General features: G+C 62.8%; 22 protein-coding genes. 12 read left to right on the top strand and 10 right to left on the bottom strand.

Annotation, left to right across the window (positions count from 1 at the left end):
• Positions 1-635: 635 nt before the first annotated feature.
• The gene (locus AC1PME_RS19210; RefSeq protein ID WP_481096733.1) at positions 636-2,510 is read left to right on the top strand and encodes a S53 family peptidase; all 1,875 of its coding nucleotides are present in this window, start codon (positions 636-638) and stop codon (positions 2,508-2,510) included.
• 58 nt (positions 2,511-2,568) lie between these two features.
• Here AC1PME_RS19210 and AC1PME_RS19205 read toward each other — a convergent pair whose 3' ends face one another.
• The gene (locus AC1PME_RS19205) at positions 2,569-3,540 is read right to left on the bottom strand and encodes a mitochondrial fission ELM1 family protein (protein ID WP_481096732.1); all 972 of its coding nucleotides are present in this window, start codon (positions 3,538-3,540) and stop codon (positions 2,569-2,571) included.
• 127 nt (positions 3,541-3,667) lie between these two features.
• Here AC1PME_RS19205 and AC1PME_RS19200 point away from each other — a divergent pair, with 127 nt between their 5' ends.
• Positions 3,668-4,258 (top strand): malonic semialdehyde reductase, encoded by a 591-nt coding sequence (locus AC1PME_RS19200; RefSeq protein WP_160946181.1) that lies wholly within the window; start codon positions 3,668-3,670, stop codon positions 4,256-4,258.
• An 83-nt stretch (positions 4,259-4,341) separates the two neighbouring features.
• Positions 4,342-4,980, top strand: a complete 639-nt coding sequence (locus AC1PME_RS19195) for a YceI family protein (protein WP_481096731.1) — start codon at positions 4,342-4,344, stop codon at positions 4,978-4,980.
• A gap of 119 nt (positions 4,981-5,099) precedes the next feature.
• Here the strand turns inward: AC1PME_RS19195 and AC1PME_RS19190 are convergent, their stop codons facing one another.
• The 8 genes from AC1PME_RS19190 to AC1PME_RS19155 form a co-directional block, all read right to left on the bottom strand.
• Positions 5,100-5,546 carry a hypothetical protein gene (locus tag AC1PME_RS19190; RefSeq protein WP_254459409.1) on the bottom strand — a complete coding sequence of 149 codons (447 nt, stop codon included), beginning with the start codon at positions 5,544-5,546 and terminating at the stop codon, positions 5,100-5,102.
• 293 nt (positions 5,547-5,839) lie between these two features.
• Entirely contained in the window at positions 5,840-6,823 is a 984-nt protein-coding gene (locus tag AC1PME_RS19185) for a radical SAM protein (RefSeq protein WP_481096730.1), read from the bottom strand.
• Positions 6,824-6,832: 9 nt separating this feature from the next.
• Positions 6,833-7,102, bottom strand: coding sequence for a hypothetical protein (locus tag AC1PME_RS19180; protein WP_160946186.1), 270 nt, complete (start codon positions 7,100-7,102; stop codon positions 6,833-6,835).
• 176 nt (positions 7,103-7,278) lie between these two features.
• Entirely contained in the window at positions 7,279-8,070 is a 792-nt protein-coding gene (locus tag AC1PME_RS19175) for a siderophore-interacting protein (protein WP_254459407.1), read from the bottom strand.
• 85 nt (positions 8,071-8,155) lie between these two features.
• Positions 8,156-8,701 carry a PadR family transcriptional regulator gene (locus tag AC1PME_RS19170; protein WP_481096729.1) on the bottom strand — a complete coding sequence of 182 codons (546 nt, stop codon included), beginning with the start codon at positions 8,699-8,701 and terminating at the stop codon, positions 8,156-8,158.
• A 1,016-nt stretch (positions 8,702-9,717) separates the two neighbouring features.
• Entirely contained in the window at positions 9,718-10,104 is a 387-nt protein-coding gene (locus tag AC1PME_RS19165; RefSeq protein ID WP_481096728.1) for an STAS domain-containing protein, read from the bottom strand.
• Positions 10,101-10,541 carry an ATP-binding protein gene (locus tag AC1PME_RS19160; RefSeq protein ID WP_307546859.1) on the bottom strand — a complete coding sequence of 147 codons (441 nt, stop codon included), beginning with the start codon at positions 10,539-10,541 and terminating at the stop codon, positions 10,101-10,103. Before AC1PME_RS19160 ends, AC1PME_RS19165 begins: the two co-directional genes overlap by 4 nt.
• Positions 10,538-12,514 (bottom strand): SpoIIE family protein phosphatase, encoded by a 1,977-nt coding sequence (locus AC1PME_RS19155; protein ID WP_481098155.1) that lies wholly within the window; start codon positions 12,512-12,514, stop codon positions 10,538-10,540. The genes AC1PME_RS19160 and AC1PME_RS19155 overlap by 4 nt, the downstream gene beginning before the upstream one ends.
• Positions 12,515-12,730: 216 nt before the next feature.
• Here AC1PME_RS19155 and aceE point away from each other — a divergent pair, with 216 nt between their 5' ends.
• From aceE to AC1PME_RS19130, 5 genes are all read left to right on the top strand, one after another.
• The gene (aceE, locus tag AC1PME_RS19150) at positions 12,731-15,421 is read left to right on the top strand and encodes a pyruvate dehydrogenase (acetyl-transferring), homodimeric type (RefSeq protein WP_481096727.1); all 2,691 of its coding nucleotides are present in this window, start codon (positions 12,731-12,733) and stop codon (positions 15,419-15,421) included.
• A gap of 84 nt (positions 15,422-15,505) precedes the next feature.
• Positions 15,506-16,510 carry a ParA family protein gene (locus AC1PME_RS19145; protein ID WP_481096726.1) on the top strand — a complete coding sequence of 335 codons (1,005 nt, stop codon included), beginning with the start codon at positions 15,506-15,508 and terminating at the stop codon, positions 16,508-16,510.
• Entirely contained in the window at positions 16,507-17,382 is an 876-nt protein-coding gene (locus AC1PME_RS19140) for an SIR2 family protein (protein WP_481096725.1), read from the top strand. Before AC1PME_RS19145 ends, AC1PME_RS19140 begins: the two co-directional genes overlap by 4 nt.
• A 91-nt stretch (positions 17,383-17,473) precedes the next feature.
• The gene (locus tag AC1PME_RS19135; RefSeq protein ID WP_481096724.1) at positions 17,474-18,097 is read left to right on the top strand and encodes a GIY-YIG nuclease family protein; all 624 of its coding nucleotides are present in this window, start codon (positions 17,474-17,476) and stop codon (positions 18,095-18,097) included.
• Positions 18,098-18,321: 224 nt separating this feature from the next.
• Positions 18,322-18,831: a hypothetical protein gene (locus AC1PME_RS19130; RefSeq protein ID WP_481096723.1), complete on the top strand. Its 510-nt coding sequence runs from the start codon at positions 18,322-18,324 to the stop codon at positions 18,829-18,831.
• A 7-nt stretch (positions 18,832-18,838) separates the two neighbouring features.
• On the opposite strand, the gene AC1PME_RS19125 is transcribed toward AC1PME_RS19130, so the two are convergent.
• Positions 18,839-19,564, bottom strand: a complete 726-nt coding sequence (locus tag AC1PME_RS19125) for a hypothetical protein (protein ID WP_481096722.1) — start codon at positions 19,562-19,564, stop codon at positions 18,839-18,841.
• Between the two features lie 371 nt (positions 19,565-19,935).
• Between AC1PME_RS19125 and AC1PME_RS19120 the strand changes: the two genes are divergently transcribed.
• From AC1PME_RS19120 to AC1PME_RS19105, 4 genes are all read left to right on the top strand, one after another.
• Positions 19,936-20,535 (top strand): XAC0095 family protein, encoded by a 600-nt coding sequence (locus AC1PME_RS19120; protein WP_481096721.1) that lies wholly within the window; start codon positions 19,936-19,938, stop codon positions 20,533-20,535.
• A 298-nt stretch (positions 20,536-20,833) separates the two neighbouring features.
• Positions 20,834-21,421 carry a hypothetical protein gene (locus AC1PME_RS19115; RefSeq protein WP_481096720.1) on the top strand — a complete coding sequence of 196 codons (588 nt, stop codon included), beginning with the start codon at positions 20,834-20,836 and terminating at the stop codon, positions 21,419-21,421.
• 72 nt (positions 21,422-21,493) lie between these two features.
• Positions 21,494-22,114, top strand: coding sequence for a hypothetical protein (locus AC1PME_RS19110; RefSeq protein WP_481096719.1), 621 nt, complete (start codon positions 21,494-21,496; stop codon positions 22,112-22,114).
• Between the two features lie 93 nt (positions 22,115-22,207).
• Complete coding sequence (locus tag AC1PME_RS19105) at positions 22,208-23,038, top strand: hypothetical protein (RefSeq protein ID WP_481096718.1); 831 nt, start codon at positions 22,208-22,210, stop codon at positions 23,036-23,038.
• Positions 23,039-23,217: the final 179 nt, after the last annotated feature.

Below are 23,217 nucleotides of genomic sequence, written 5' to 3'. Positions count from 1 at the left end.
AGGCACCGAACACATGTAAGCGCATGTGTCGGAAGCCCGGCGAAAGACGCTGTTTACAAAGTCGAAAAGGGCGTCGGCCGTCAAAGTTTTGCGGTGCATTCCTCTTCAATGATCACGCCTCGCCCAGCCCGACGAGGTGCCGATGCGTGCAGACATGAGCAGGACGCGCAGTGCACCCGCATCGGTCCGATGGCTGTCCGCGTGCCGCGCTGGATCCGCGCATCGCCGGCTCGGCGCGCGCATCGCTTGTCCCGCACTTTCACCCCAACCCCTCTTCCGAAAGGAGAGGAGCACCAGCGCCTCCCTTCTCCCCCCGGGAGAAGGTGCCCCGAAGGGGCGGATGAGGGTGCGGGCGAAGCTCGCAGCGATGGATCAACGCGTGCGCTGCGCGCTTCGCACCCTCACCGCAACCCCTCTCCCGGTGGGAGAGGGGCCACGCACTTCCCTTCTCCCCTCGGGAGAAGGTGCCCCGCAGGGGCGGATGAGGGGCCGGGCGCAGCGGCGCAGCAACGGACCAACGCGGGCGTTTCGCGCTCCGCACCCCAGCCCCTCTCCCGAAGAGAAAGAGGCAATCGATTTCCCACCGCGAGGCCGTTGCGGCCTCGTCCACCCGCTCTACCCCCGGAGAGACGCCCATGCTTGATCGCATCCGCCGTCGGCCCTTGCTGGCTGCCGTGTTGTCCGCTTCCCTGCTGTGCGCGCTCGGCACCGCCAGTGCCGCGCCCGACGCCTCCATCGCGGCGATGACCGCCGCCCTGCGCAGCGCGCCGGTCAGCTTCGACGTGCACCTGCCGTTGCGCGACCAGGCCGGTCTGGACGCGTTGCTGGCCGACATCCAGGATCCGCTCTCGCCGCAGTACCACCACTGGCTGACGCCAGCCGAATTCCAGCGCCGCTTCGCCCCGGCGCCGGCGCAACTGGCAAAGGTGCGCGCCGCGCTGCAGGCCGCGCACATGAACGTCGCCGAGGAGGGCGCCACCCTGCATGTCAGCGCGAGCGCGGCCAACGTCGAGCGCTTGTTCGCGGTACCGCTGACCGCCGAGGTGCAGCAGGGCAGCCAGGCCCGCCTCGCCGCGGCCGCGCCGCTGCAACTGCCGGCGGCGCTGCGCGACACCGGTGCGACGGTGATCGGCCTGACCCGCGGCGCGCCGCCGATGCACGTCAACTGGCAGCGCTCGGCCGTCAAGAATCCCGCCAACCGCTACGGCGCCGGCGGCACCACCTATTGGTACAACGACCTCAAGCAGGCCTACGGCTATCCGTCCTACCAGGCCACCACCGGCGCGGCGGGGCAGCAGCGCCGGCTCGACGGCAGCGGCAGCACCATCGCCATCCTGATCAGCAGCGACGTGCTGGATTCGGACATCAAGGCGATGTTCGACCACGAAAACTTCAGCCGCTACGCCGCCAACCGCGCCGACCCGACCCTGTACGCACGCCGCTACGTCGCCGGCGCCACGCCGGGCTTGCAGGACGGCAACGACGCCGCGGCAGGCGAGGCTGCGCTCGACGTGGAGATGGCGCTCGGCGGCGCGCCCGGCGCGCACGTGCTGCTGTACGTGATCCCGGACCTGAGCGACGCATCGGTATTGGCCGGCTACCGGCAGATCGTGCAGGACAACCAGGCCGACGTGGTCAGCTCCTCGTTCGGCGTCTGCGAGCTGTACTACACCGCCGCCTACAACGGCGGCAAGGATTTCACCCCGCTGCTGCGTCCCTACGATGCAGTGTTCAAGCAGGGCAACGCGCAGGGCATCACCTTCGTCGCCTCCAGCGGCGACAACGCCGGCCTGGACTGCGCCGACACGCAGTACGCGATCGACCACAAGGACGGCCGCTTCGTGGCCGGCGTGGAACACCCGGCGGCCAGCCCGCACGTGACCGCGGTCGGCGGCGGCAACCTGCTCACCGCCTACAAGAAGGGCAGCCTGGAGTCGGGCTACAAGAGCGAAAGCGCCTACGCCGATCCGCTGGAGACCGCCGATTACTACGGTGTCGGTGCCAACCTGGCCGGTGGCTACTGGGGCGCCGGCGGCGGCGTCAGCACCCTGTTCCAGCGACCGGCCTATCAATTGCGTGCGCTCGGCGGGACGCGCACGTCCATGCGCGCGTTGCCGGACATCGGCATGCTGGTCGGCGGCTGCCCGACGATCGCGACGCAGCCGTGCCGGGAGGGCGATAGCTCGGTGGCCACCTACTTCAAGGGCAATCTCGAGGCGGTGATCGGCACCAGCGTGGCCGCGCCGGAGTTCGCCAGCGCGGTCGCGCTGCTGGTGGAGAAGCAGGGCCGCCAGGGCAATCTCAACGACTACCTGTACCGCCTGGCCGCCAATGGCCCGGAGGCGCTGCATCGCGGCATCCCCGGCGACAACGGCGTGGTCGACAACAACCAGCCGATCAAGGGCAAGTACAACTACACGGTCGGCCTGGGCACGCCGGTGGTGCGGCTGCTGATCGGCGCGCTGGATGCGGCGCCGGCCGGCGTGCCGCGCTCGCCGAGCAATCCCTGACGGGTTGGGCCCGGTTGCCGTGTCGGCGTCGTGGCAGCGACGCCGGCGCGGCGGCCGATCAGGCCAGCGCCAAGCGGTCGCGGATCAACGCGGCCACCCGCGCGGTTTCGCGCAGCGGTGCGATGTCGGCGGCGTGCGCGCCGCCGGCATCCTCCGCCGGCAGCAAGCGCCCGCGCGCCTGCAAGGCGCGATGGAACGCCAGGGCGCGGCCGCGCGCCGCCTCCGGCATCAGCACCTGCACCGGCACGCGCGTGGCGCAGGCCTCGGACAGCAGGTTCACCGAATCCGGCGTGCAGGCCAGGCGTTCGGCCCAGCCGAGCAGGCCGGCGTAGGGATTGGCGCCGTCGTTCGCGCCGCACCAGACCACGCCCGGCACCCCAGCGAACGCGCGGCGCAAGGCCGTGGCTACCGCGGGCGGCGTGCGCCGCGAGGCGCTGGCGAGGACGCTGCCGCCGTGCGCGCGTAGCTGTGCGGCGAGCGCAGCGAAGGCGTCCTGTGCCTGCGCGTCACTCCACGGCGCCAGCCCGGACGGGCCGCCCACCAGAAGCCCCACGCGCGGCGAAGGCAACGCGCCCAGCGCAGGAAACGCCGTGCGCCCGGCGGCCAGCCAGGCATCGTCGATGGGATGCAGGCTGCCGAGCAGGGTCAGCACGTTGCCGCCGCGCAGGCGGTCGTGCTCCGGCACCACCACCATGTCCCAGTGCCGCGGGTCCAGCCGCGGGTCCAGGATCTGCACCACCTGGCTGCCGCGCGCGTGCAGTAGTCGCGTCGCCAGCGCCGCCTGGCGGCCGCAGCCCACCGCAAGCCGCGGCGGCTGCCGCAGCGCCGCGGCGAAGGCCGCGCCATAGGCGTGGGTCGCGCCGGGGAGCCGGCGCGGCGCCGCCCAGCGCCAGGGCATGTGCGGCTGCAGCAATAGCGCCTGGACCGGTGTCGCGGTCGGAAGCGCCAACGCGGCGGCCAACGCTTCGGCCTGGCGGGCGTTGCCGGCGCGGCCATCGCTAATCGCCCAGGTCGCGTCCGATCGTTTCACGTTTGGTAGTAATCCGTTGCATCGCGGCCGGGTGTTGCGGCAATCGTGCCACTCTACACTGGCCGCCTTGCATCGGGACGGCCCCACCGGGTCTCCTGGCGCTTCCCCCGACCAAGGAACTCCCCGCATGTCCGACGCCTTGCACGACGCCGCCCTCGACCAGTTGTTCCGCACCGCCCGCACCCAGAACGCGTTCCTGGACAAGCCGGTCGGCGAAGACACCCTGCGCGCCCTGTACGACCTGGTGAAGTGGGGCCCGACCGCGGCCAACGGCAGCCCGGCGCGTTTCGTCTTCGTCACCTCGCCTCAGGCCAAGGAAAAGCTCAAGCCGGCGCTGTCCGAGGGCAACCTGGCCAAGACCCTGGCCGCGCCGGTCACGGTGATCGTCGCCCACGACGAGGACTTCCACGAGAAGCTGCCGTACCTGTTCCCGCACACCGACGCCAAGAGCTGGTTCGACGGACCGCGCGAAGGCCGCAGCGAAGGCGCGTTCCGCAACGGCTCGCTGCAGGGCGCCTACCTGATCCTGGCCGCGCGTGCGCTGGGCCTGGATGCCGGTCCCATGTCCGGCTTCGACAATGCCAAGGTCGATGCCGCGTTCTTCGCAGGCACTGCGATCAAATCCAACTTCCTGGTCAACCTCGGCTACGGCGACCCCAGCGGCCTGTTCCCGCGCCTGCCGCGGCTGAGTTTCGACGAGGCCGCGCGCATCGAGTGAGCGCGCGCGTTTCGCTTCCCTGTCCCACCGCAGGCCCGCGCCTGCCGCAGTTTCGTCCCATCACCCCTCCAAGGAGTTCCACCATGACCAAGACCCGCAAACTGCTGCTCCCGCTCGCCATGGCCCTGGCCGTCGTCGTCGCCCAGCCCGCCACCAGCGCCTTCGCCGCGCCGGCCGCCGCCGCTGCCCCCGCCAAGGGCGTGTCCGGCACCTACACCCTCGACCCGGCCCACACCGACGTGCTGGTGCAGTGGAGCCATTTCGGCTTCTCCAACCCGTCCGCGCACTTCGGCGACGTCGACGGCACCCTGGTCTACAACGCCCAGGACGTGAGCAAGTCCAGCGTCAACGTGACCCTGCCGCTGTCCGGCCTCAACAGCTTCACCGCCAAGTTCGACGAGCACCTGAAGAGCGCCGACTTCTTCGACGCCGCCAAGTTCCCGACCGCCACCTTCAAGAGCACCAAGGTGACCTCGGCCGGCCCCAACAAGCTGACCGTCGCCGGCGACCTGACCATCAAGGGCACGACCAAGCCGGTGGTGCTGGCGGTGACCCTCAACGGTGCCGGTCCGCACCCGATGAAGAAGGTGCCGGCGCTGGGCTTCGACGCCACCACCACGGTCAAGCGCAGCGACTTCGGCCTGGGCGCCTACGTGCCGAACGTCAGCGACGAGGTGAAGATCCGCATCACCACCGAAGCGACCTTGAACGCGGCCAAGTAAGCCTGTCTGCGCGCGGCGGTGGCGCTTCGTGCGCTGCCGTCCGCCCGTAACGCGAACGCCCGCCATTCGGCGGGCGTTTGCGTTTCCGGACGCGCGTTGCGCGTCGCGCTGTGGACTACCTACATCGCCTGTTCGATCGACAGCGCGTAGACCTGTACGCCGTAGCGGCTGAAGGTGGCGGTGGTGTCGCTGCCGATGTTCATTTCCTCCAGTGGCGTGCCTTGCGCGTCGGCGAGGGTCAGCCGATAGATCGGCCCGAAGCGCGTGGTGATGTCCGTGGTGCTGATCTTCACCCGGTAGGTGCCGTTGCCCTTGAGCGCCAGCGGTTCGGAGAGCTGACCCGGGATCAGTTGCAGGTCGGTCGATGGCTGGCGCAGGTCGCCAAGGACTTGCACCGCGAAGGTCTGCGTCTCGGGGAGGGCGCGGCCGACGGGGGGCGCGGTCTGTGGAGCGCTGGCACCGGTTGCCGCGGCAGATGCGGCGGCGGCAGGAATCATCGCGGCGATTGCAGTAGCAGCGGTGCCGAAGAGGAAGTTGCGGCGGCTATCGTTCGTATGCGTTGTCATGGCGATCCACCTGGTGGTTGCACGTCAGCCCTGGCCTGGGCCGGGGGTGGGGGTGATGCAGGAGCCTTTGTTAGTGCAGTTGGTGTTGCTCCCTAACGAGCAGTCTTTTGTATTCGTGCACGCCGGGTTTGTGCCATTGCAGACTTCGTTGGTGGCGAGTGTGCCGAAGCGCCGCGTTGCCAATGCTTCCACTGCAGCAGCGGTGGAAGCTTCCGAGCCGTCGAACAGCACCTCGGCATTCTTGCCTAGGGATATCTTGTCTGGGTCTATGCGGATTGGCATTGGAATGCACCTCAGGTGCTTGCCAAGGTGGAAAGCGGGCAACCAAGCGTCTGCTCGGAGAGGTCGGAAAATCCGCTCATCCAACGACGCAGCTTGTCGTTTTCGATGTCGATGGTGCCGTCAGCGTGGAGGCGCCCGAGGTCGTTGCGATCATCGCTGAGCGCGACCGTGCATTTGCCGATCTTCCCGTTGGCGCGAATCATCAGTGAGTTCGGTTTTGCCGCATAGCAGATATACCCATCCAGGTGCTCTTCCGAAATCGGGCGCTCGTCCTTGGGCGGAAGATCGGTGGAGGCGGTGATATAGGCGATGGCGTCCAGGTAGCGGTCTCGCGGCAGCACCTTTTCCCCTATCGTGCTGCCGGCGCTCAAGTTCGAGACTTTGTGGAAGTAAACCGAGAACCGTGAATCATCGAGCAGCTCGCGATGCAGGCGTGCGTAGAGGCGCCGCACGGATTCAATATTGTCCTGGTGCAGATGCAGCCGCAGCGAGATGGAAAAGCGCGCCGCGAGTGAGCGATAGGCGATGAGGTTGGACCAGGTTTTCTCGAACGTCGCACCTTTGTTGGCGGTGACTCGCGTCTTGTCGTGCCATTCTGCGTCACCGTCCAGCGTGATCTGGAACTCGCGGTGCTGGAGTTCCGTAAAGCGTTGGAGCAAGGCGGGCTCCAGCAGATAGCCGTTGGTGGTAAAGCCGGCGCTGAAGGCGACGTCGTGTTGCGCGCAAACCGCATTTGCGTGTTGGCCGATCTCCAGGACGACATCGCGCGCCAGGAGGGGTTCCCCGCCGAACCAGGAGATATTGAGTCGATCCAGGTGGGGCGCGCGATTGGCGATCAATGCCTTGATGCCGCTGACCACGCTCGGTTGCATGCGGCCTATCGCAAAATCTTCATAGCAATAGGTGCAGCGGAAATTACATTTTTCGGTCGGCAAAAGGATGAGAGACAGGATGCGCGGAGAAAGCGCCTCGGCGACGGTGGCTTCGCTCAGCATCGGCGTGCCTCAACCGTTTGGCGAGGGCTGGCCGCCGGCGCGACAAGAGCCGACATTGGACGCTTTGGAACAGTCACCTGTGTTGTTGCAGGTGTAATTCGTGGAGGAGCAGGTGCCGGAGTTGGTGCACGTTCCGGCATTTTCGCTCATGGGGCGAATCGCCCCTGCCGTCGCTGAAGCGATTGCCGCGGCGCGCAATCGATGGTTGGCGAAGTTGATCGATCCGTCCGGGTTCAGCGTAATGCCGCGGGGATCGATCGCGTGAAATGCCTTGTCCATGTGCAAGCCGCCTCCCGAGATCCGTCGATGGGTAGGCGGGTTTGTAAAATGCAGGCCTCTGAAATATTGTGATGAAAGTCACAAATGAGTCGCGTGTCTACAGCACAAATGCGTGCTGCCCAACCCAACCTGCGATCGCACTTCGCCGCGTGGCGGCATGCCGTCGCCCCGGCGTGCTACTCGTCCTGGTCGCCGCCCGCCTTCCAATACCCGGTCGCCCGGATCCACTCCTTGGGCACGCCCAGGTGGCCTTCGACGAACTTGCGCATCATCCGCGCGCGGGCCGATTCGCAGGCGATCCAGTAGAACGCGTCGCCATCGGGCGGATCGAAGTCGCGCAGGGCGCCTTCCAGCAATTGGCTGCTGCGCGGGTCCACGCCATTGCGTTCCAGCCAGGTGACGCGCAACTCGGCGTCGCAATCCAGCGTCTGCCGGTCGGCGTAGCCGGGGATCTCGATCAGCGCGTCGACCTGCGCATCGGCCGGCACGGTTTCCAGCCAGCGCCCGATCGCCGGCAGCGCGGTCTCGTCGCCGATCAGCACGTAGGCATCGAAATCGTCGGCAGCCACGAACGAGCCGCGCGGCCCGCCGACCACCAGCGCATCGCCCGGGTCGGCCTGCGCCGCCCAGCGGCAGGCCGGGCCGTCGCCGTGCAGCACGAAGTCCAGGGTCAGTTCCTGCGCGTCGGCGTCGTAGTGGCGCGGGGTGTAGTCGCGGGCGGGCGAGGGCAGCGCGTCGGCCGGATACACCGGGCCGTGCTCGGTCATCGTCGGCAGCACGAACGCGCCGGCGGGGTTGGGGAAGAACAGCTTGACGTGGTCGTCCGGCCCGGCGCTGACGAAGCCGTCCAGCTCGGGGCCGCCGACGACGACGCGGCGCATGTGCGGGGTCAGGGGTTGCGTGCGCAGCACCTGGAGATGGCGCAGGCGCAGCGGGTGGCGCAGCAGGCGGTGTTCGTGAGTCGCCATGGGAATCCTCGGAAGTGGGGGAGAGGGTTGGCGGGCGACGCGGACGCCGAAAGCGCAGATGTCCGCGTGCTGGCTGGAAGGGAAATCAGGGGGGAGTGCCATCCATACCGTCGGCAGCGGCATTCAACAGCGCGGCGACTCGGTCGATCTCGTCCGGGTCCCAGCGTCCGTGCCGTGCCAGCAGGCCGTGCTTGATGCGGCGCATCGCCTCGCGCACCGGTGCCGGCACATTGGCGCGCACCAGGGCGCGCGCGCTGTGCTGGGTGCGCTGCAGCGCCGCGTCCACCTGCGCGCGCTCGGTGCGCACGAAGGCCTGGCCGGCCTCGGTGATCGCGTAGCGCTTGCGGGTGGCGTCGGCATCGGCCTGTACCAGGCCCTGCGCTTCCAGCTGCGCCAGGGTCGGGTAGACCGTGCCGGCGCTGGGCGTGTACAGGCCATGGAACAGTTCGGCGATCGCGCGGATCAGCTCGTAACCATGGCGCGGCTGGGTCTCGATCATCGCCAGCAGCAACAGCCGCAAGTCGCCGTGGCCGAGTGGGCGGGGGCCGCGCGCGCCGCGGCCGCGGCCGGTCCGGTCTTCCTCGAACAGGCGGTGCGCGGGGTGCGGGCCGGGGGTGTGGGGTCGTGGCATTTCGATATGTCGAATCTGGTGCGGAAACGATATATCGAAGTGGGGTGGTCGGCAAGCGCCTGGGAGGGCGGGCGTTGGAGCGCTGTGGGATTGGTTCAGCCAAGACGGCAGGGTGCGTTCGCGTCGTGCGCGTGCGTTCGGTGCGCGTGGGATCTCTGCGGGGGGAGTTGCGCAGGTCGCGTCGGCCAGCGGTGGCCCTTGTGGCAGTCCACTGTCATGCAGCCGCGACAAGCGACGCCGAAAGTCGACGGACACGCTCCGTCGTCGGGACTGAAGTCCCTCCCACAAGGGATGCCCAACCCATCCCTGTAGGAGCGGCCTTCGCCGCAGCGGGCTGTACGGCAAATCCCGTCGCGGCTGAGGCCGCTTGTGTCGAAAGAGGGTCTTGCGGCGAGCTCGCCGGGGCACTGTGGGAGGGACTTCAGTCCCGACGCATTGCGCCATCGGAACGCACGCCGCTTCGCGCGCCGTGGCTGCATGACAGTTGGCTTGTGTCGAAAGCGGGTCTTGCGGCGAGCTCGCCGGGTGCACTGTGGGAGGGACTTCAGTCCCGACGCATTGTGCCATCGGAACACACGCCGCTTCGCGCGCCGTGGCTGCACGACAGTTGGCTTGTGTCGAAAGAGGGCTTTCGGCGAGCTCGCCGGGTGCACTGTGGGAGGGACTTCAGTCCCGACGCATTGCGCCATCGGAACGCACGCCGCTTCGGGCGTTGTGGGCTGCATGACAGGCGACTCCCACGCAAGACGGGCTCATCACCATCTTGCTCACACCGCCGCGGCGGCATCGCGTCCAGCCAACGATGCTGGTGCCGCGCCCAAGCGAGCGCGCGTTCCCTTCGTGGGAAACAGCGCTACATCATCCAGTGCCTCAGGCCGCAGCGACTCCTGTGGGAGCGGCGTCAGCCGCGACGGGCTTTACCGACTGTGCCTGGCGCAGCTGATCCCGTAAAAGGGAACAAAGGCGGGCCTGCAAAAAAGCGGATGTGCCGATTTGATCGGTGGACGTCGCGCGCCTCAGCCACCGCGTTCCTGCTCCAGCACCCGCCGCTGCATCTCGTCCAGGTAGTCGTCCAGCTCCTGCACCGAGGTGAAGATCTCGTTCAACGGCACCGCCTTGACCACGTCGAACACCTTGCGGATCTGCGGTTGCGGGTTCACCACCAGCACCCGCCCGTCGCGCGCGGCCAGCACCTTGCGCGCCTTGAAGATCGAGCGGATGCCGGCGCTGCTGATGTAGTCCAGGTGCGAGAGATCCAGCACCAGGGTGGTGATCGGCGTGGCCAGCAGCGGCGCCAGCGCCTCGTCCAGCGCCTGGTAGGTATGCGTGTCCAGGCGCCCGCTCAGGGTGAGGCGTTGGCGCTTGTCCTGCGCCGGGTCGATCTGCAGGCTCAACGTGGTCATGCGGGCGACTCCTGAAGGGAGGGATCGGCGGGCTGCAACAGCACGATGCGCACGACGTTGCGGCCGGCGTCGTGGCGGTACTCCAGGCGATCGGCGAGTTGCTGCACCAGGTGCAGGCCGAGGCCGCCGATCGGGCGCTCGGCGATGTCCGCGTCCAGGTCCGGCACCGGCGCAGTGCGCGGGTCGAAGGCCGGGCCGCTGTCGTGGAACTCCAGCACCAGCGCGTCGTGCTGCAGGTGCACGATCACGTCCACCGGCAGCGGTGCGCGGCGCAGGTGGCCGTGCTCCAGGGTGTTGCAGGCCAGTTCCTCGACGATCAGCCGGGTGCGGCTGACCTGCTCGCCGCTCACCCCATGCCGCAGCAACGCGGCCTCCACGCTGTCGCTCAGCTGCGCCAGCGCGTCCAGTGCCGGTTCCATTTGCCACCGCAGCATCATCGTGTCGTCTCCCGTGCCGGATCCTGGCGCAGCCGGATCGCCAGCAGGGTAATGTCGTCGGACTGCGGTGCCAACGCGGTGAACGCCTGCACGTCGGCCAGCACCGCGGCGCACTGCGCCTGCGCGTCGGCGCCGGGCCGCAGCGCCGCCAGCAGCCGCGCCTCGCCATAGGCCTGCTCCTGCGCATCCATCGCCTCGGTGATGCCGTCGGTGTAGCTGAGCAAGGTCGCGCCAGCGGCCAGGCGCCCATGCACCACCGGATAGCGCGACTGCGGCTCCAGCCCCAGCGGCGGACCCGATTCCAGCGGCAGCAGCTCCGCGCGGCCGTCGGCGCGCAGCAGCAGCGGCGCCTCATGGCCGGCGCTGGACAGCCAGTAGTCGCCGCTGTGCACGTCGATCAGCCCGCACAGCACCGTAGCGAACATGCACGGCTCGTTGCCCTCCACCAGCCGCTGCGAGGCCGCGATCAGGATCGCGTCCGGGCGGGTGTGCCGGCGCGCGGCGATCTCCAGCACGGTCATCGCCCGGGTCATGAACAGCGCCGCCGGCACGCCCTTGTCGGAGACGTCGCCGACCACGAACCACAGCAGGCCCGGCTCGGTCTCGAAGAACTGGTAGAAGTCGCCGCCGACCATCTCCGCCGGCTCCAGCAGCGCATAGGTCTCCAGGTGCTTGTTGGCGCTGTCGAAGGTGCGCCCGCCCGGCAGCATCGCCTGCTGGATGTCGCGGGCGATCGACAGTTCGCTCTGCATGCGCTGCCGCGCCTGCGCCAGCGTGGCGATCTCCTCCAACTGGCGCTTGATCGAGCCGCGCGCGCTGTCGAAGGCGCGCGCCATCACCCCCACTTCGTCGGCGCGTTCCACATGCCGCAGTGGCGTATCGAACGCGCCCTGGCTCAGGTGCACCGCCGACTCGGTCAGATCCTCGATCGGCCGCACCAGGCGCACCGTGTAGCGGTGCAGCAGCCACAGCCACAGCGCCAGCGCCGCCGCGCCGGCCAGCGCACCCCACAGCACGATGCGGTTGAGCCCGGCCAGGATGTAGTCCTCGGACACGCTCAGCGCGAAAGTCCAGCCGGTGTCGCCCACCGCCGCGCTCTGCGTGAGGTAGCGGGTGCCGTCCGGCGCGGTGTGTTCGAAGCGCACCGGCGCGTGGGTGTCGGCCGCCTGCGCCAGCGGCGACAGGTCCGGCCGCGCCCGCGCCACGTGCACCTCCAGGGTGCGGCGGAAGCGCAGCGCCGGGTCCGGATGCAGCACGAACAGCCCGTCCGGCGACAGCAGCATCGGCTGCAGCCCGCTGTTGGCCGGCAGTTGGGCGACGGTGGCCTGCAGCCGCTGCAGCGGCACGTCCACGCTGACCATGCCGATCGCCGGCGCCTGCGGCCCGTCACCGGGCAGGCGCAGCGGCAGGTTGTAGGTGGTCAGGTAGGCGCCGCTGCCGCTGGCGTCGCTGTACGGCTCGGACCACCACGGCGCCGGCGCGGCCAGCGTGCGCCGGTACCAGGGCATGCTGGGCGCATCGAAGCCCAGCGCCTCGGTCGGCTGCTCCAGGATCCCGGTGGCGGTGCGCCGCAGGTGCCAGGCGAAGCCGCGGTCGTCGCCCTGCAGTGCGCCCGGCTCGATCACCAGCAGGGCCCCGGCGATGTCCGGGTCGCCCTGCAGCGTGGCGTGCAGCAGGCTGCGCAGATTGACCGGCTGCCGGCCCAGCCCGGCCGCGGCGGCGGCCAGGGTGCGCCCACTCACCTGCACCGAGCCCAGGGTGGCGTCCAGGCTGCGCGCGGTCTGCTGGGTCAGCCCGGCCACCTCCTCGCGGGCGTTGCGCACCATCACCTGGCGCGCGCCCAGGTAGAACAGCAGGGCCAGGCCCAGCAGCAGCGCCACCTGCAGCAGGCTGCCCCACAGCAGCAGCCGGGTGCGCAGGCTGTGCCGCCAGGCGACCGCGGAGGCGTCCTGCGCTGACGGGGCAAGGGCGATGGCGGCGCTCCACGGGGGCCTGGCTCCCGATCATAAGCGCAGCCGCGGCCACCCGGCGCAGCGGCGCCGGCGGCCGGCCCGCCGGGTGTCCCGGGCCAATGTGACAGTCCGTTCCATACGCTGGCGTACGAGGTCCTGCGAGGCGGTTGCGCTACACTTGCAGGCTTCGAGAAAACACATGCCATCGCGCGCGTGCGTGCGACCTACGGGAGCGTTATGAACTGGTTGAACGAGGTGCTGCAGAACGATCCGAATCCCACTGAAACCCAGGAGTGGATCGAATCGCTCAAGGCCGTCATCGATGTCGCAGGCCCCGAGCGCGCGCATCAGCTGCTGGAGGACATGGTCGAACTGACCCGTCGTTCCGGCGCCTACCTGCCGTTCTCGCCGACCACCGAGTACGTCAACACCATCGCCCCCGCCAACGAGGCCAAGAGCCCGGGCGACGCGGCCATCGAGTGGAAGATCCGCTCGATCATCCGCTGGAACGCCATGGCCACCGTGGTCCGCGCCAACCGCAAGCCGGGCGACCTGGGCGGCCACATCGCCTCCTTCGCCTCCAGCGCCACCCTGTACGACGTGGGCTTCAACCACTTCTGGCGCGCGCCCTCGGACAAGCACCCCGGCGACCTGCTGTACATCCAGGGCCACAGCTCCCCCGGCATCTACGCCCGCGCCTTCCTGGAAGGCCGCATCAGCGAAGACCAGCTCAACAACTTCCGCATGGAAGTGGACGGGCAGGGCATCTCCTCCTATCCGCACCCGTGGCTGATGCCGGACTTCTGGCAGACCCCCACCGTGTCGATGGGCCTGGGCCCGCTCAGCGCCATCTACCAGGCGCAGTTCATGAAGTACCTCGAGCACCGCGGCCTGATCGAGAAGTCCGACCGCAAGGTGTGGTGCTTCATCGGCGACGGCGAGAGCGACGAGCCCGAGACCCTGGGCGCCATCGCCCTGGCCGGCCGCGAGGGCCTGGACAACCTGATCTTCGTGGTCAACTGCAACCTGCAGCGCCTGGACGGCCCGGTGCGCGGCAACGGCAAGATCATCCAGGAGCTGGAGGGCGTGTTCCGCGGCGGCGGCTGGAACGTCATCAAGCTGCTGTGGGGCGGCTACTGGGACGCCCTGCTGGCCAAGGACACCAACGGCGTCCTCAAGAAGCTGATGATGGAAACCGTCGACGGCGAGTACCAGAACTGCAAGGCCTTCGGCGGCGCCTATACCCGCGCCAACTTCTTCGGCAAGTACCCGGAGACCGCGGCCATGGTCGCCGGCCTGTCCGACGACGACATCTGGCGCCTGAACCGCGGCGGCCACGATCCGCACAAGGTCTACGCCGCCTACCACCAGGCGGTGAACACCACCGGCATGCCCACCGTGATCCTGGCCAAGACCGTCAAGGGCTACGGCATGGGCTCGGCCGGCGAAGCGCTGAACCCCACCCACCAGACCAAGAAGCTGGACGACGACGCCGTGCGCGCGTTCCGCGACCGCTTCAACATCCCGCTCAGCGACAAGCAGCTGGCCGATGCCGAGCAGGTGCCGTTCTACCACCCCGGCCCGGACTCGCCGGAAGTGCAGTACCTGCAGGAGCGCCGCGCCTCCCTCGGCGGCTACCTGCCGCAGCGCCGCCGCAAGGCCGACCTGTCCATCCCGGCCCCGGGCCTGGACAAGTTCGAGCGCCTGCTCAAGGACAGCGGCGAGCGCACCTACTCCACCACCATGGCCTTCGTGCAGAGCCTCAACATCGCCCTGCGCGACAAGGAACTGGGCCCGCGCATCGTGCCGATCGTGGCCGACGAAGCGCGCACCTTCGGCATGGAAGGCATGTTCCGGCAGATCGGCATCTACGCCCCGTTCGGCCAGAAGTACAAGCCGGTGGACGCCGACCAGCTGATGTTCTACCGCGAGGACCAGTCCGGCCAGGTGCTGCAGCAGGGCATCAGCGAGCCGGGCGCGATCTCCTCGTGGCTGGCGGCCGGCACCAGCTACTCGGTCAGCAACGTGCCGATGCTGCCGTTCTACATCTACTACTCCATGTTCGGCTTCCAGCGCGTGGGCGACATCGCCTGGCAGGCGGCGGACATGCGCACCCGCGGCTTCCTGCTCGGCGGCACCGCCGGCCGCACCACGTTGAACGGTGAAGGCCTGCAGCACGAAGACGGCTTCAGCCAGGTCATCGCCGGCTCCATCCCCAACGTGCGCAGCTACGACCCCACCTTCGGCTACGAAGTCACCGTGGTCATGCAGTACGGCATCCAGCGGATGATGCAGGAGCAGGTGGACGAGTACTACTACATCACCCTGATGAACGAGAACTACGCCCACCCGGAAATGCCGGCGGGCGCGGAAGACGGCATCATCAAGGGCATGTACCTGCTCAAGGACGCCGGCAAGCCCAAGAAGGGCGAACTGCGCGTGCAGCTGCTGGGCTCGGGCACCATCCTGCGCGAAGCCATCGCCGCCGCCGAGCTGCTGGACAAGGACTTCGGCGTCACCGCCGACATCTGGTCCTGCCCCAGCTTCAACGAACTGCGCCGCGACGGCTTCGACGCCGAGCGCTGGAACCGCCTGCACCCGGAAGGCGAACAGCGCAAGCCGTACGTCACCCAGCTGCTGGAAGGCCGCCAGGGCCCGGCCATCGCCGCCACCGACTACGTGCGCGCCTTCGCCGACCAGATCCGCGCCTTCGTGCCGATGCACTACACCGTGCTGGGTACCGACGGTTTCGGCCGCTCGGATACGCGTGCGAACCTGCGCCGGTTCTTCGAGGTCGATCGCTACTACATCGCGCATGCCGCCATTGCGGCGTTGGCGAAGGATGGGAAGATGACTGGGAAGGATGTGGCCAGGGCGATCAAGCAGTACAAGATTGATCCTGAGAAGGCTAATCCGGTTGGGGTTTGATTAGATTTCAAAATTAGCAAAAAAAGGCGGCCGAGGTCGCCTTTTTTTTTAATAGAATTGGCACTAAACATCCTGGAGAATATGATGAAGGCTGTCGCTGTTTTTAATAATAAAGGCGGCGTGGGTAAGACTACGCTGCTGTGTAATTTGGCAGCATACCTCGCAAAAAAGAAGGGTTTTAAAGTATTGGTTGTGGACGCTGATCCACAATGCAACGCAACCCAGAGTGTTATCAAGCCAGAAATTGTCGAGAGGATATATTCAAAAGGTAAAGATTACACGCTGTGGAGCTTCGCTCAACCTATTAAGCTTGGAAAAGGCTACGCTCAGGATCTTAATTATTTTGAAACAAACGAGTTTGGATTTGGGCTAATTGCTGGTGATCCCAGGATGGCGCTCATGGAAGATCTATTGTCTTCTGACTGGCTTTCCTCTACTGGTGGTCAGGTTAGAGGTCTGCGTACTACCCTAATGTTCTCCGAGCTTCTTAGTAGGTGCAAGCAATTTGATCTAGTTCTTTTTGACATGGGGCCTTCTTTGGGGGCAATAAACCGAGCTGTGCTCCTCGCTTGCGATTATTTTGTGGTTCCTGCTTCACTGGATATCTTTACTCTACAAGCAGTGAGTAACATATCGGCCGCTCTTGGAGATTGGCGAAAAAGGCTGAATATTGGTTTGGCTAACATTGAAGCCGGCGAGGATGAACTTCTAGGGACATTCGAAGGGTGGAGATTAAAGTTTGGTGGATATGTGACACAGCAATACACTTTTAGGCGAGATGCACAAGGGGAAAAGCGAGCTGTAAAGGCGTACGAGCGTATTCTTAAACGGCTTCCCCAAGTAATTGGATCAGAGCTATTAAAAGGGTATGAGGGGACGAGCTCAACTCAAGTTCATCAATATCTGCTTGGAAGTATCCCGTATTTTCACTCTCTCGTCCCTCTCTCTCAGACAAGCAATAAGCCAATATTTGATTTGAAAGGTGGGGACGGCGTTGTCGGCGCGCACTTTGCCAAAGTTTCTGAATTTGAAGAAGTTATTGGAGAGGTTGCACATAACTTTATCATGCGTTGCGGGCTGCAAGAATGACAATTCAGTGGCCCGAATCGCTTATTAAAGATATCGCGCGCCGCCGCTGTGTTCTGTTTCTAGGTGCCGGCGTTTCAATGAACTCGGTTTCTGGAGATGGAAACAAACGGCCACCGGATTGGATTGGATTTCTATCTTCTGGTCTAAGTCGAATTCCGAAGCCCAATGGTCATATCGGTAAATTACTAAAATCGGGTGATCTTCTCACTGCATGTGAATTAATTAAGACTAGGCTGGACGAAGAATGGTTGGCTCTATTAGATCGAGAATTTGTAACGCCTAGATATAATCATGCGGAAATCCATGAGGAAATTCTGAAATTAGATTCGCGTATTGTATTAACCCAGAATTTCGACAAAATATATGACACCTACGCGCAAAATACAACGCAGAATAGCATTAGAGTGAAATCCTATTCTGATCCTGATGTTTCAGATTTTCTGCGTGGCGGGCAGTCTGTTGTCTTAAAGGCACATGGAACGATTGACGTCCCCGCCGAAATGGTGTTTACCAGGAGAGATTATTCGAAGGCGCGCCATGATTATCCTTCTTTTTATGCGATGCTGGATGCGCTTGCTGTAACCCATACATTCTTATTTATCGGTTGTGGTGTAAGCGACCCCGATGTAAGGATATTGCTGGAGAAAGTTGCATTTTTTCATAAGGGAGGACGTCCTCATTATATTTGCATGCCAAAAGCTGCCGGTATTCCTCATGAAGATATAATTAATAGCTACCGTGAAAATCTAGCGCTCAAATCTTTAACATATGACCCTAAAGGTGGGCACTCAGCTCTAACTAAGGCAATAGCTGATTTGGCTGTTATTGTCGAGGAGGAGCGGCGAAGTATGGCTGACACCCTAGCTTGGTAGATGAGCAAGACTGATCTTATGGGCTTGGCTGTATTTGACGAAAATATTCGATTGGTCCGGGGGAAGTATGAAAGCAGGATTTGTATACATAATGATCAATCCCGTTATGCGGGGTCTAGTAAAGATAGGTCTAACAAAACGAACAGCATATATCAGGGCTAAAGAAATTAGAGGGAGTGGGGTGCCTGACGATTTTACCGTGGTTTACGATGAACTGGTTGCTGATTGTGTAGCTGTGGAGCGTCGACTTCATCGGCGTTTTGATCGCTACCGATACCTCAATAATCGAGAGTTCTTCCAACTACCGGTGAAAGAAGCGATTAGGGGGCTAATAGAGGAGTCTTCTGATTTAATTGTTCCTCAAGTGGGTATGCGTGGTGGGATAGAAATTCTTGCGGATTTAAAAAGAAAATACCCCAGTTATCTAAAGCCAGATTTTCATTCAATTAAAATTGTACACAGTGGGGAAGTTGTTTATTTGGAATCGGCGCGATATCCGTATAAAGGTCTCCGAGATGAGATAATCGAGCGAATTGATCTTGGTTTCATAAATGAAGATGAGGTGGGTATGTTTCAGGCTTCAAGGCTTCCAAGTGACAATGCGCGCATTTTTATTCATCAGTTGGATGAGTTCTCCATGCTCAACTGCGCTGATCTATTTACAGCTGAGGCATGCAAAGAGATAGTAGCTAGGTACGAGCTTAGCTGTGAATAAAACATGGATTAAAGTGTCGCCAAGGCGATGGCGTGAAATGGAGGCATTTTGCTGTTTGCCATCTATCGCAGTCCAATGTGAAATCCTGGTTTAAGGAGTATGTATTCGCCCACGGTGCCGCTATCCGAGCCAGAGAATGGTGATAATGCAGTTGCAGCGCGATCGGCTGGGTTTCGCTTCCTGCACGATGCAATGCAGTCTGAGTGAGTCATGGAAGAAGCACGATGCTAAGCCTTGAAAGTCCGCGCTGGTCCGAACTGCAGCACGCATATGGCTCTGCCGGCGACATCCCCACGTTGTTGGCGTGGCTACAGGAGGTGCCTTCATCCGTGGATGGATCGGAGCCGTGGTTCACCTTGTGGAGCGCGCTTGCGCATCAGGGCGACGTCTATTCGGCTTCCTTCGCGGCCGTGCCGCATGTCGTCCATGCATTGGCACGGGCACCCGACAAGGCGGATCACGGGTACTTCCAGTTCCCTGCCTGGGTCGAGATCTGTCGCGCGAAGAGCCAGACCGAGATCCCCGAGGATCTTCGGGCTGCTTACCTGCACTCCCTCGCGCAACTCCCCTCCTTGGTCGCGGCTGCGTTCTCTCGCGCCTGGGACCCTGAGTTTCTTGCTTGCGCTCTAGCCGCCGTCGCCGCTGCCAAGGGGCAGCACGCGGTCGCGGAGGCCGTCCTTGAGCTGACGCCCGACGTCGCCGAGGAGTTCATGGAGTGGTTCTTTACGCGGTGACGCGTGCTTAACCACTTGCGGTAGTGTCTTTCCGGTTCGCTTCACCAAGCAGCTGCTCGTATGTCTGCACGCGAACGCGCAATCGGATCAGGTGCCAGGAAAGCGCGTAAGCGAACAGCAGCAAAAAGGCGAGAACGCTCTGCATGATCGTGATCTTGCTCAGGACGCTCCAGTCACCCCAGTGCCAGTCCTTGAACTGCAGATAGAGGGCGAGCAGCACCGGCATGATCCCGAGCTTCTCCATTCCGCCGGTGAACAAGCCCAGGCGTTCATGCATGTTCGTCCGGCGGTCACGCATGAAGGTCTCGCGTTGACGGCGCTGCTCAAGCGGAAACGCGCGTAGTGCCGTGACGATGTCTTGGTACTGGGAAAACTCCTGCTCCATCTGCTCTGCATGTGTGGCGTAGGGTTGTCTAACACCCGGCAGCTCTCGTTTGATCTGCAAAATCGCGGCGACTGCAAAGCCAATGAGCTCGATGGTGACTCCCACTGCAGCACAGACAAACCCGGCCTTGCCATCCAGCACAGTGCCGAACAACATGCCAAACCCCGCGCCCAACAAGCCAATGATGAAACTCCACCGCTCCACTGGGCCAGCGCGGTTCTGCTCGGTCACTTGCGAGTAGTGGCTCATCACCTCTGCGAGCCAAGGAAAGCTGAGTGCGTGGGCTGCCACACGATCTTCGGAATGCTTAGCGGGCGCTGCGGGCACTTCTTCCATTGTGTTCGCCATGTCTCTACCTTCGAGCGTCCAGCTGAGGCTGTCTGCCAAGTATTCCGTAGCCACTGACATCGCGCTAGAGCAATCCGATTGTCCACTGCAAGGTCTACAAATCGCTATTGACACGCCATGGCGTGCAGTAGCAATCTCCAATTCAAGGAGCGTCGAAACTCCCCTAACAGCGGTACCCACCTCCGACAAACCGGTGGGTTTTTTGTGCCCGAAGCTCGGGCGCAAGCCGACGCGATGCCTGCGTCGGGAGGGCGGCTAATACAACACCCTTCGGGGAAATACGCCCGCCGTCTGTTAGCGGTTTCGAACCTCCCGACTTCCCGTCCGCCGTCTGTGGCGGCCGGACCCCTTCATGGAACGAGGAGGCAACGATGGCGCACGACCGATTGGACGACGACGACATGCCCGGCTATTTCCTACCGGAGGACAGCCAGTTCCGCCTGACGAAGCTGCGCGATCACGTGCGCTTCCTGGTCCGGCTGGCGCAGCCACGCACGCAGGCCGAGGAGCGCGCCGCCGAACCCAAGGTGCGCATGGGCGAACTGGCGCTCTGCCTCGAGCTGTTGGCCGAGCAAGTGGACCTGGTGCTGGGAGCGCTGTCCTATCCGGCCCAGCGGATTGACACGACGCATGGCGCCTGGTCCGATGTGACCATGGATGTCAAGCCGAGCAAGGAGAGTGGTGCATTTCGGGTGACGCAAGAGCAAGTCGAGCGGTTCAACCTGCTGGTAGAGACCGTCGCGTTTCACGCTACGGTCAAGGCGTTCGACAGTGGATCCAAGGGCTGCGGCGAGATTTCGATGGGTGCCGGCATCACGCTCAGCGATGCGGTGAACGAAGTATGCGCACTGTTGCAGCAAATCAAGCGCCAGCCGCTACCTGCATCAACGCCCAATGGTGTGCGAGAGGATCGGGCGGTCTATGCGGTGCAGTGGGGCACTTTGCCTTCAGGAAGTGGGTGGATGCACTGATCCTAGTCTTACGGCGAGGGGGAGAACGAGGAGCGGCTTCGCGACGCGAGGACGCTCTAAGTTGCTGAGAGTCCTGACGCGCCACTAGCTACGCCGAGGTGCGAGTGGAAGTCGGCCTGATGCGGTAAAGCTCAGCGAGGCCAAGAGGGAGTTCGGATTCCAGTTTGCGCAAACTCACTAAGCGCTGCACGTATTAATATTTCTTCTATACTTTATGTTGGCTTGCTTTTGACTATCGAGGTTATTCCCTATCCGGGGCGTGGATATTACTTATATTAAAGACTCTTTCGGACTCATTATGACCCTCGATAGCCGTGCTTCAACTGGTCTTATAGGAGCCATAGTTGATTTTGTAAATATAAATCTGCGTGCAATAGTGGGACTGCTTATGGCGATCTCACTAAGCTGCGCTATATGGCTTGCCTTAAATCAGCCCTTCATTCGCTCTTTTATTTTTGGTGGCGGGTGGGGGTTGTCGATGCTCTATGGAGTACAGTTGCGTGGCCTGTTGCGGCGAGACGGATCTGTCAGCTGGACAGGAGCACTACTGAGTTCCACAATTTGGATTCTGGTTGCGCTTCCTCTTTTATTATCTTGGTCGCTAATCGGTTATGTTTTAGACTGGTGCATGCTATCGACGCTTTTGATTTATATCTCGGCGAAGCTTGGTTGTCACCGGATCGGATGCTGTGATTGGATGTTGGGGAGAAAAAGAACAATTGCCTCCCTGCCAATGCTAGAAGTTGTGATAACAGCACTCTTGGTAGTAATTGGGGTATTTTCTAGTTTAACATTAATCCCTGGCGTTACCGGGCTGCTGCTTCTGCTTTCACATGTAGCAGTGTGGACAAGCTTGAAAAAGTTCAGGCTGCCATTAGAAATGTGATGGATGTCAGAATCTTGTGCGCAACTCCACGCTAGCCTCACATCGCTGAATTTCAGCGAAACGGAGGTCTCTGTGAAGAAGTCAGCTCTAGTTCCTAGTATCGGTTTGTCATTGATTTCAATCGGCACAGCCGGGTGTGCCAGCTATAACACCTCTGTCCGCGCTTATGGAGAATGCAGCGCAAAGACAGGCGGAGGCGGCGAATGCAAAGCTGGTGCTGAAATCAAGTGGGAAAAGAAGGGAGGCGGGGGCGGAGGCGGTGGAGGAAAAGAAAGCATCATGCTGGCCGCTCTAGCGGCTGCGCTTGATTCCACTGCTGATGCTGCTCAATTCCAGATTGACACAACCGGTTCCACCATACCGTATCCGGCAAATGGGATGGTCAATGTCTTGCTTGTGAGGTCAAGCGACAACTCCGTTGTGGCTACTCACACTTTTCCATACGTGAAGTCTGGTGCGGTGATTCGCTTGGCGGACCCTGATTCGGTGAATTCTTGGGCATATTCGAATGCAGGTGACGCGGACAGCGTTCGTTACGAGACGGTGCCGTTTACGTCGATGTTCCAAGGCGAGAAAAAAATGTCGGTTGCCACTAAATATGAAGGACAGTCTGTCGCTTCTTTTACGGCGACCGTCTACGGGAATCCGCCGTGTACAAGATACCCTTCTCCAACGCAATGCCCTCCACAGTAAAGCGAAAAGGGGGGCTTAGGCCCCCCTTTTTTGAAAAAGGAGCGGCATACATACGTATGCTGATGGATTTCTTCTCTTTCCGCCTTGTTTTGCATGCAAAATTTGTTTAAAAAACCTCAGGGGAGTGAAAGTAAAGACGTTGCGATTAATAAATCAGTCGTGTCGCTGTTGCTAAGCCTGCTGATTGGTTTTTCTTTGCTAGATGTAAGCGCGTCAGAGCTGCCGCAACTCTCTATGGAGGGAATGAACAAGCACACGGCTACGTCCGGGCTCGGGTTATTTATTACGCGCTCGGAAGTTGCTACGCAAGGTGCGGAGAGTAAATTAATTCTTAGGAATAGGTACGCATGTGAAGATGTCCGCATCAGGTTGGCTATGGACGAAACGATTAAAGATTCGCCAAAGATCATCTGTAAAATAGCGGCGAGTGCGTTGGACTTTGTGCGTTCACAGTCACGGGTCGAAAATATCTCTATAACTTTGCTCATTGTGCCAAGCCGGGTTAATTACCACAAAAGTTTTTTCAGAATTGGCAGGGGGCCGAAGCTTGTACTCATTGCACCTGTACTCCAGACCGAGGAGGCGACATTGGCTAACATTGCAGACCTTGTCGCGCACGAAGCTTTTCATGTCGGCATGTTCGCCGCAGGCGATACAGCGTTGGCGGGTAACGAATACGCTGCCTATCACTACGGGCTGTGTGGACAACTGGTGGCGCTGGGGCGTCTGGAACCGTCGGCATTGCCCGGATTCGGAGTAGCCTCGAATGACTCGCACGTAGTGGATTCATCCGAAAGCGCTGAACGTGTTCGCGCAGAAGTCATCGAGGCTTTCGATGGTCACCCGATGACGAAGGAAAGCGACGCTGGAGAAGCTCTAATCGCGCAGTGCAGAGCGTTCAAGCCCGCCGGACATAGAGACTGAATTCTGCGTACCTTACCAAGGGACTTAATAGATGTTGCTTCTCCAATCTTCTAAAAGTGTCGTTGCGCCGGCCCTTTTCTAACCGTACGAACGCTGATCAGCACTACACTTCACCCGAACACTCTGCAGATATCTTGCTTCCCCCGGATGCGCTAGCATCCCCCGCAGACGAAGTAAAA

The sequence above is a fragment of the Xanthomonas sp. NCPPB 901 genome (genome assembly GCF_056725085.1).
Note: the sequence above shows the minus strand (reverse complement) of the source record. Positions and strands in the feature narration are given on the sequence as shown.

Excerpts from the sequence above, each read along its gene's own strand:
- AC1PME_RS19210 (WP_481096733.1), top strand. The coding sequence starts at position 636 with ATGCTTGATCGCATCCGCCGTCGGCCCTTGCTGGCTGCCGTGTTGTCC.
- AC1PME_RS19200 (WP_160946181.1), top strand. The coding sequence starts at position 3,668 with ATGTCCGACGCCTTGCACGACGCCGCCCTCGACCAGTTGTTCCGCACC.
- AC1PME_RS19195 (WP_481096731.1), top strand. The coding sequence starts at position 4,342 with ATGACCAAGACCCGCAAACTGCTGCTCCCGCTCGCCATGGCCCTGGCC.
- AC1PME_RS19190 (WP_254459409.1), bottom strand. The coding sequence starts at position 5,546 with ATGACAACGCATACGAACGATAGCCGCCGCAACTTCCTCTTCGGCACC.
- AC1PME_RS19185 (WP_481096730.1), bottom strand. The coding sequence starts at position 6,823 with ATGCTGAGCGAAGCCACCGTCGCCGAGGCGCTTTCTCCGCGCATCCTG.
- AC1PME_RS19180 (WP_160946186.1), bottom strand. The coding sequence starts at position 7,102 with ATGGACAAGGCATTTCACGCGATCGATCCCCGCGGCATTACGCTGAAC.
- AC1PME_RS19175 (WP_254459407.1), bottom strand. The coding sequence starts at position 8,070 with ATGGCGACTCACGAACACCGCCTGCTGCGCCACCCGCTGCGCCTGCGC.
- AC1PME_RS19170 (WP_481096729.1), bottom strand. The coding sequence starts at position 8,701 with ATGCCACGACCCCACACCCCCGGCCCGCACCCCGCGCACCGCCTGTTC.
- AC1PME_RS19165 (WP_481096728.1), bottom strand. The coding sequence starts at position 10,104 with ATGACCACGTTGAGCCTGCAGATCGACCCGGCGCAGGACAAGCGCCAA.
- AC1PME_RS19160 (WP_307546859.1), bottom strand. The coding sequence starts at position 10,541 with ATGATGCTGCGGTGGCAAATGGAACCGGCACTGGACGCGCTGGCGCAG.
- aceE (WP_481096727.1), top strand. The coding sequence starts at position 12,731 with ATGAACTGGTTGAACGAGGTGCTGCAGAACGATCCGAATCCCACTGAA.
- AC1PME_RS19145 (WP_481096726.1), top strand. The coding sequence starts at position 15,506 with ATGAAGGCTGTCGCTGTTTTTAATAATAAAGGCGGCGTGGGTAAGACT.
- AC1PME_RS19140 (WP_481096725.1), top strand. The coding sequence starts at position 16,507 with ATGACAATTCAGTGGCCCGAATCGCTTATTAAAGATATCGCGCGCCGC.
- AC1PME_RS19135 (WP_481096724.1), top strand. The coding sequence starts at position 17,474 with ATGATCAATCCCGTTATGCGGGGTCTAGTAAAGATAGGTCTAACAAAA.
- AC1PME_RS19130 (WP_481096723.1), top strand. The coding sequence starts at position 18,322 with ATGCTAAGCCTTGAAAGTCCGCGCTGGTCCGAACTGCAGCACGCATAT.
- AC1PME_RS19125 (WP_481096722.1), bottom strand. The coding sequence starts at position 19,564 with ATGGCGAACACAATGGAAGAAGTGCCCGCAGCGCCCGCTAAGCATTCC.
- AC1PME_RS19120 (WP_481096721.1), top strand. The coding sequence starts at position 19,936 with ATGGCGCACGACCGATTGGACGACGACGACATGCCCGGCTATTTCCTA.
- AC1PME_RS19115 (WP_481096720.1), top strand. The coding sequence starts at position 20,834 with ATGACCCTCGATAGCCGTGCTTCAACTGGTCTTATAGGAGCCATAGTT.
- AC1PME_RS19105 (WP_481096718.1), top strand. The coding sequence starts at position 22,208 with ATGCAAAATTTGTTTAAAAAACCTCAGGGGAGTGAAAGTAAAGACGTT.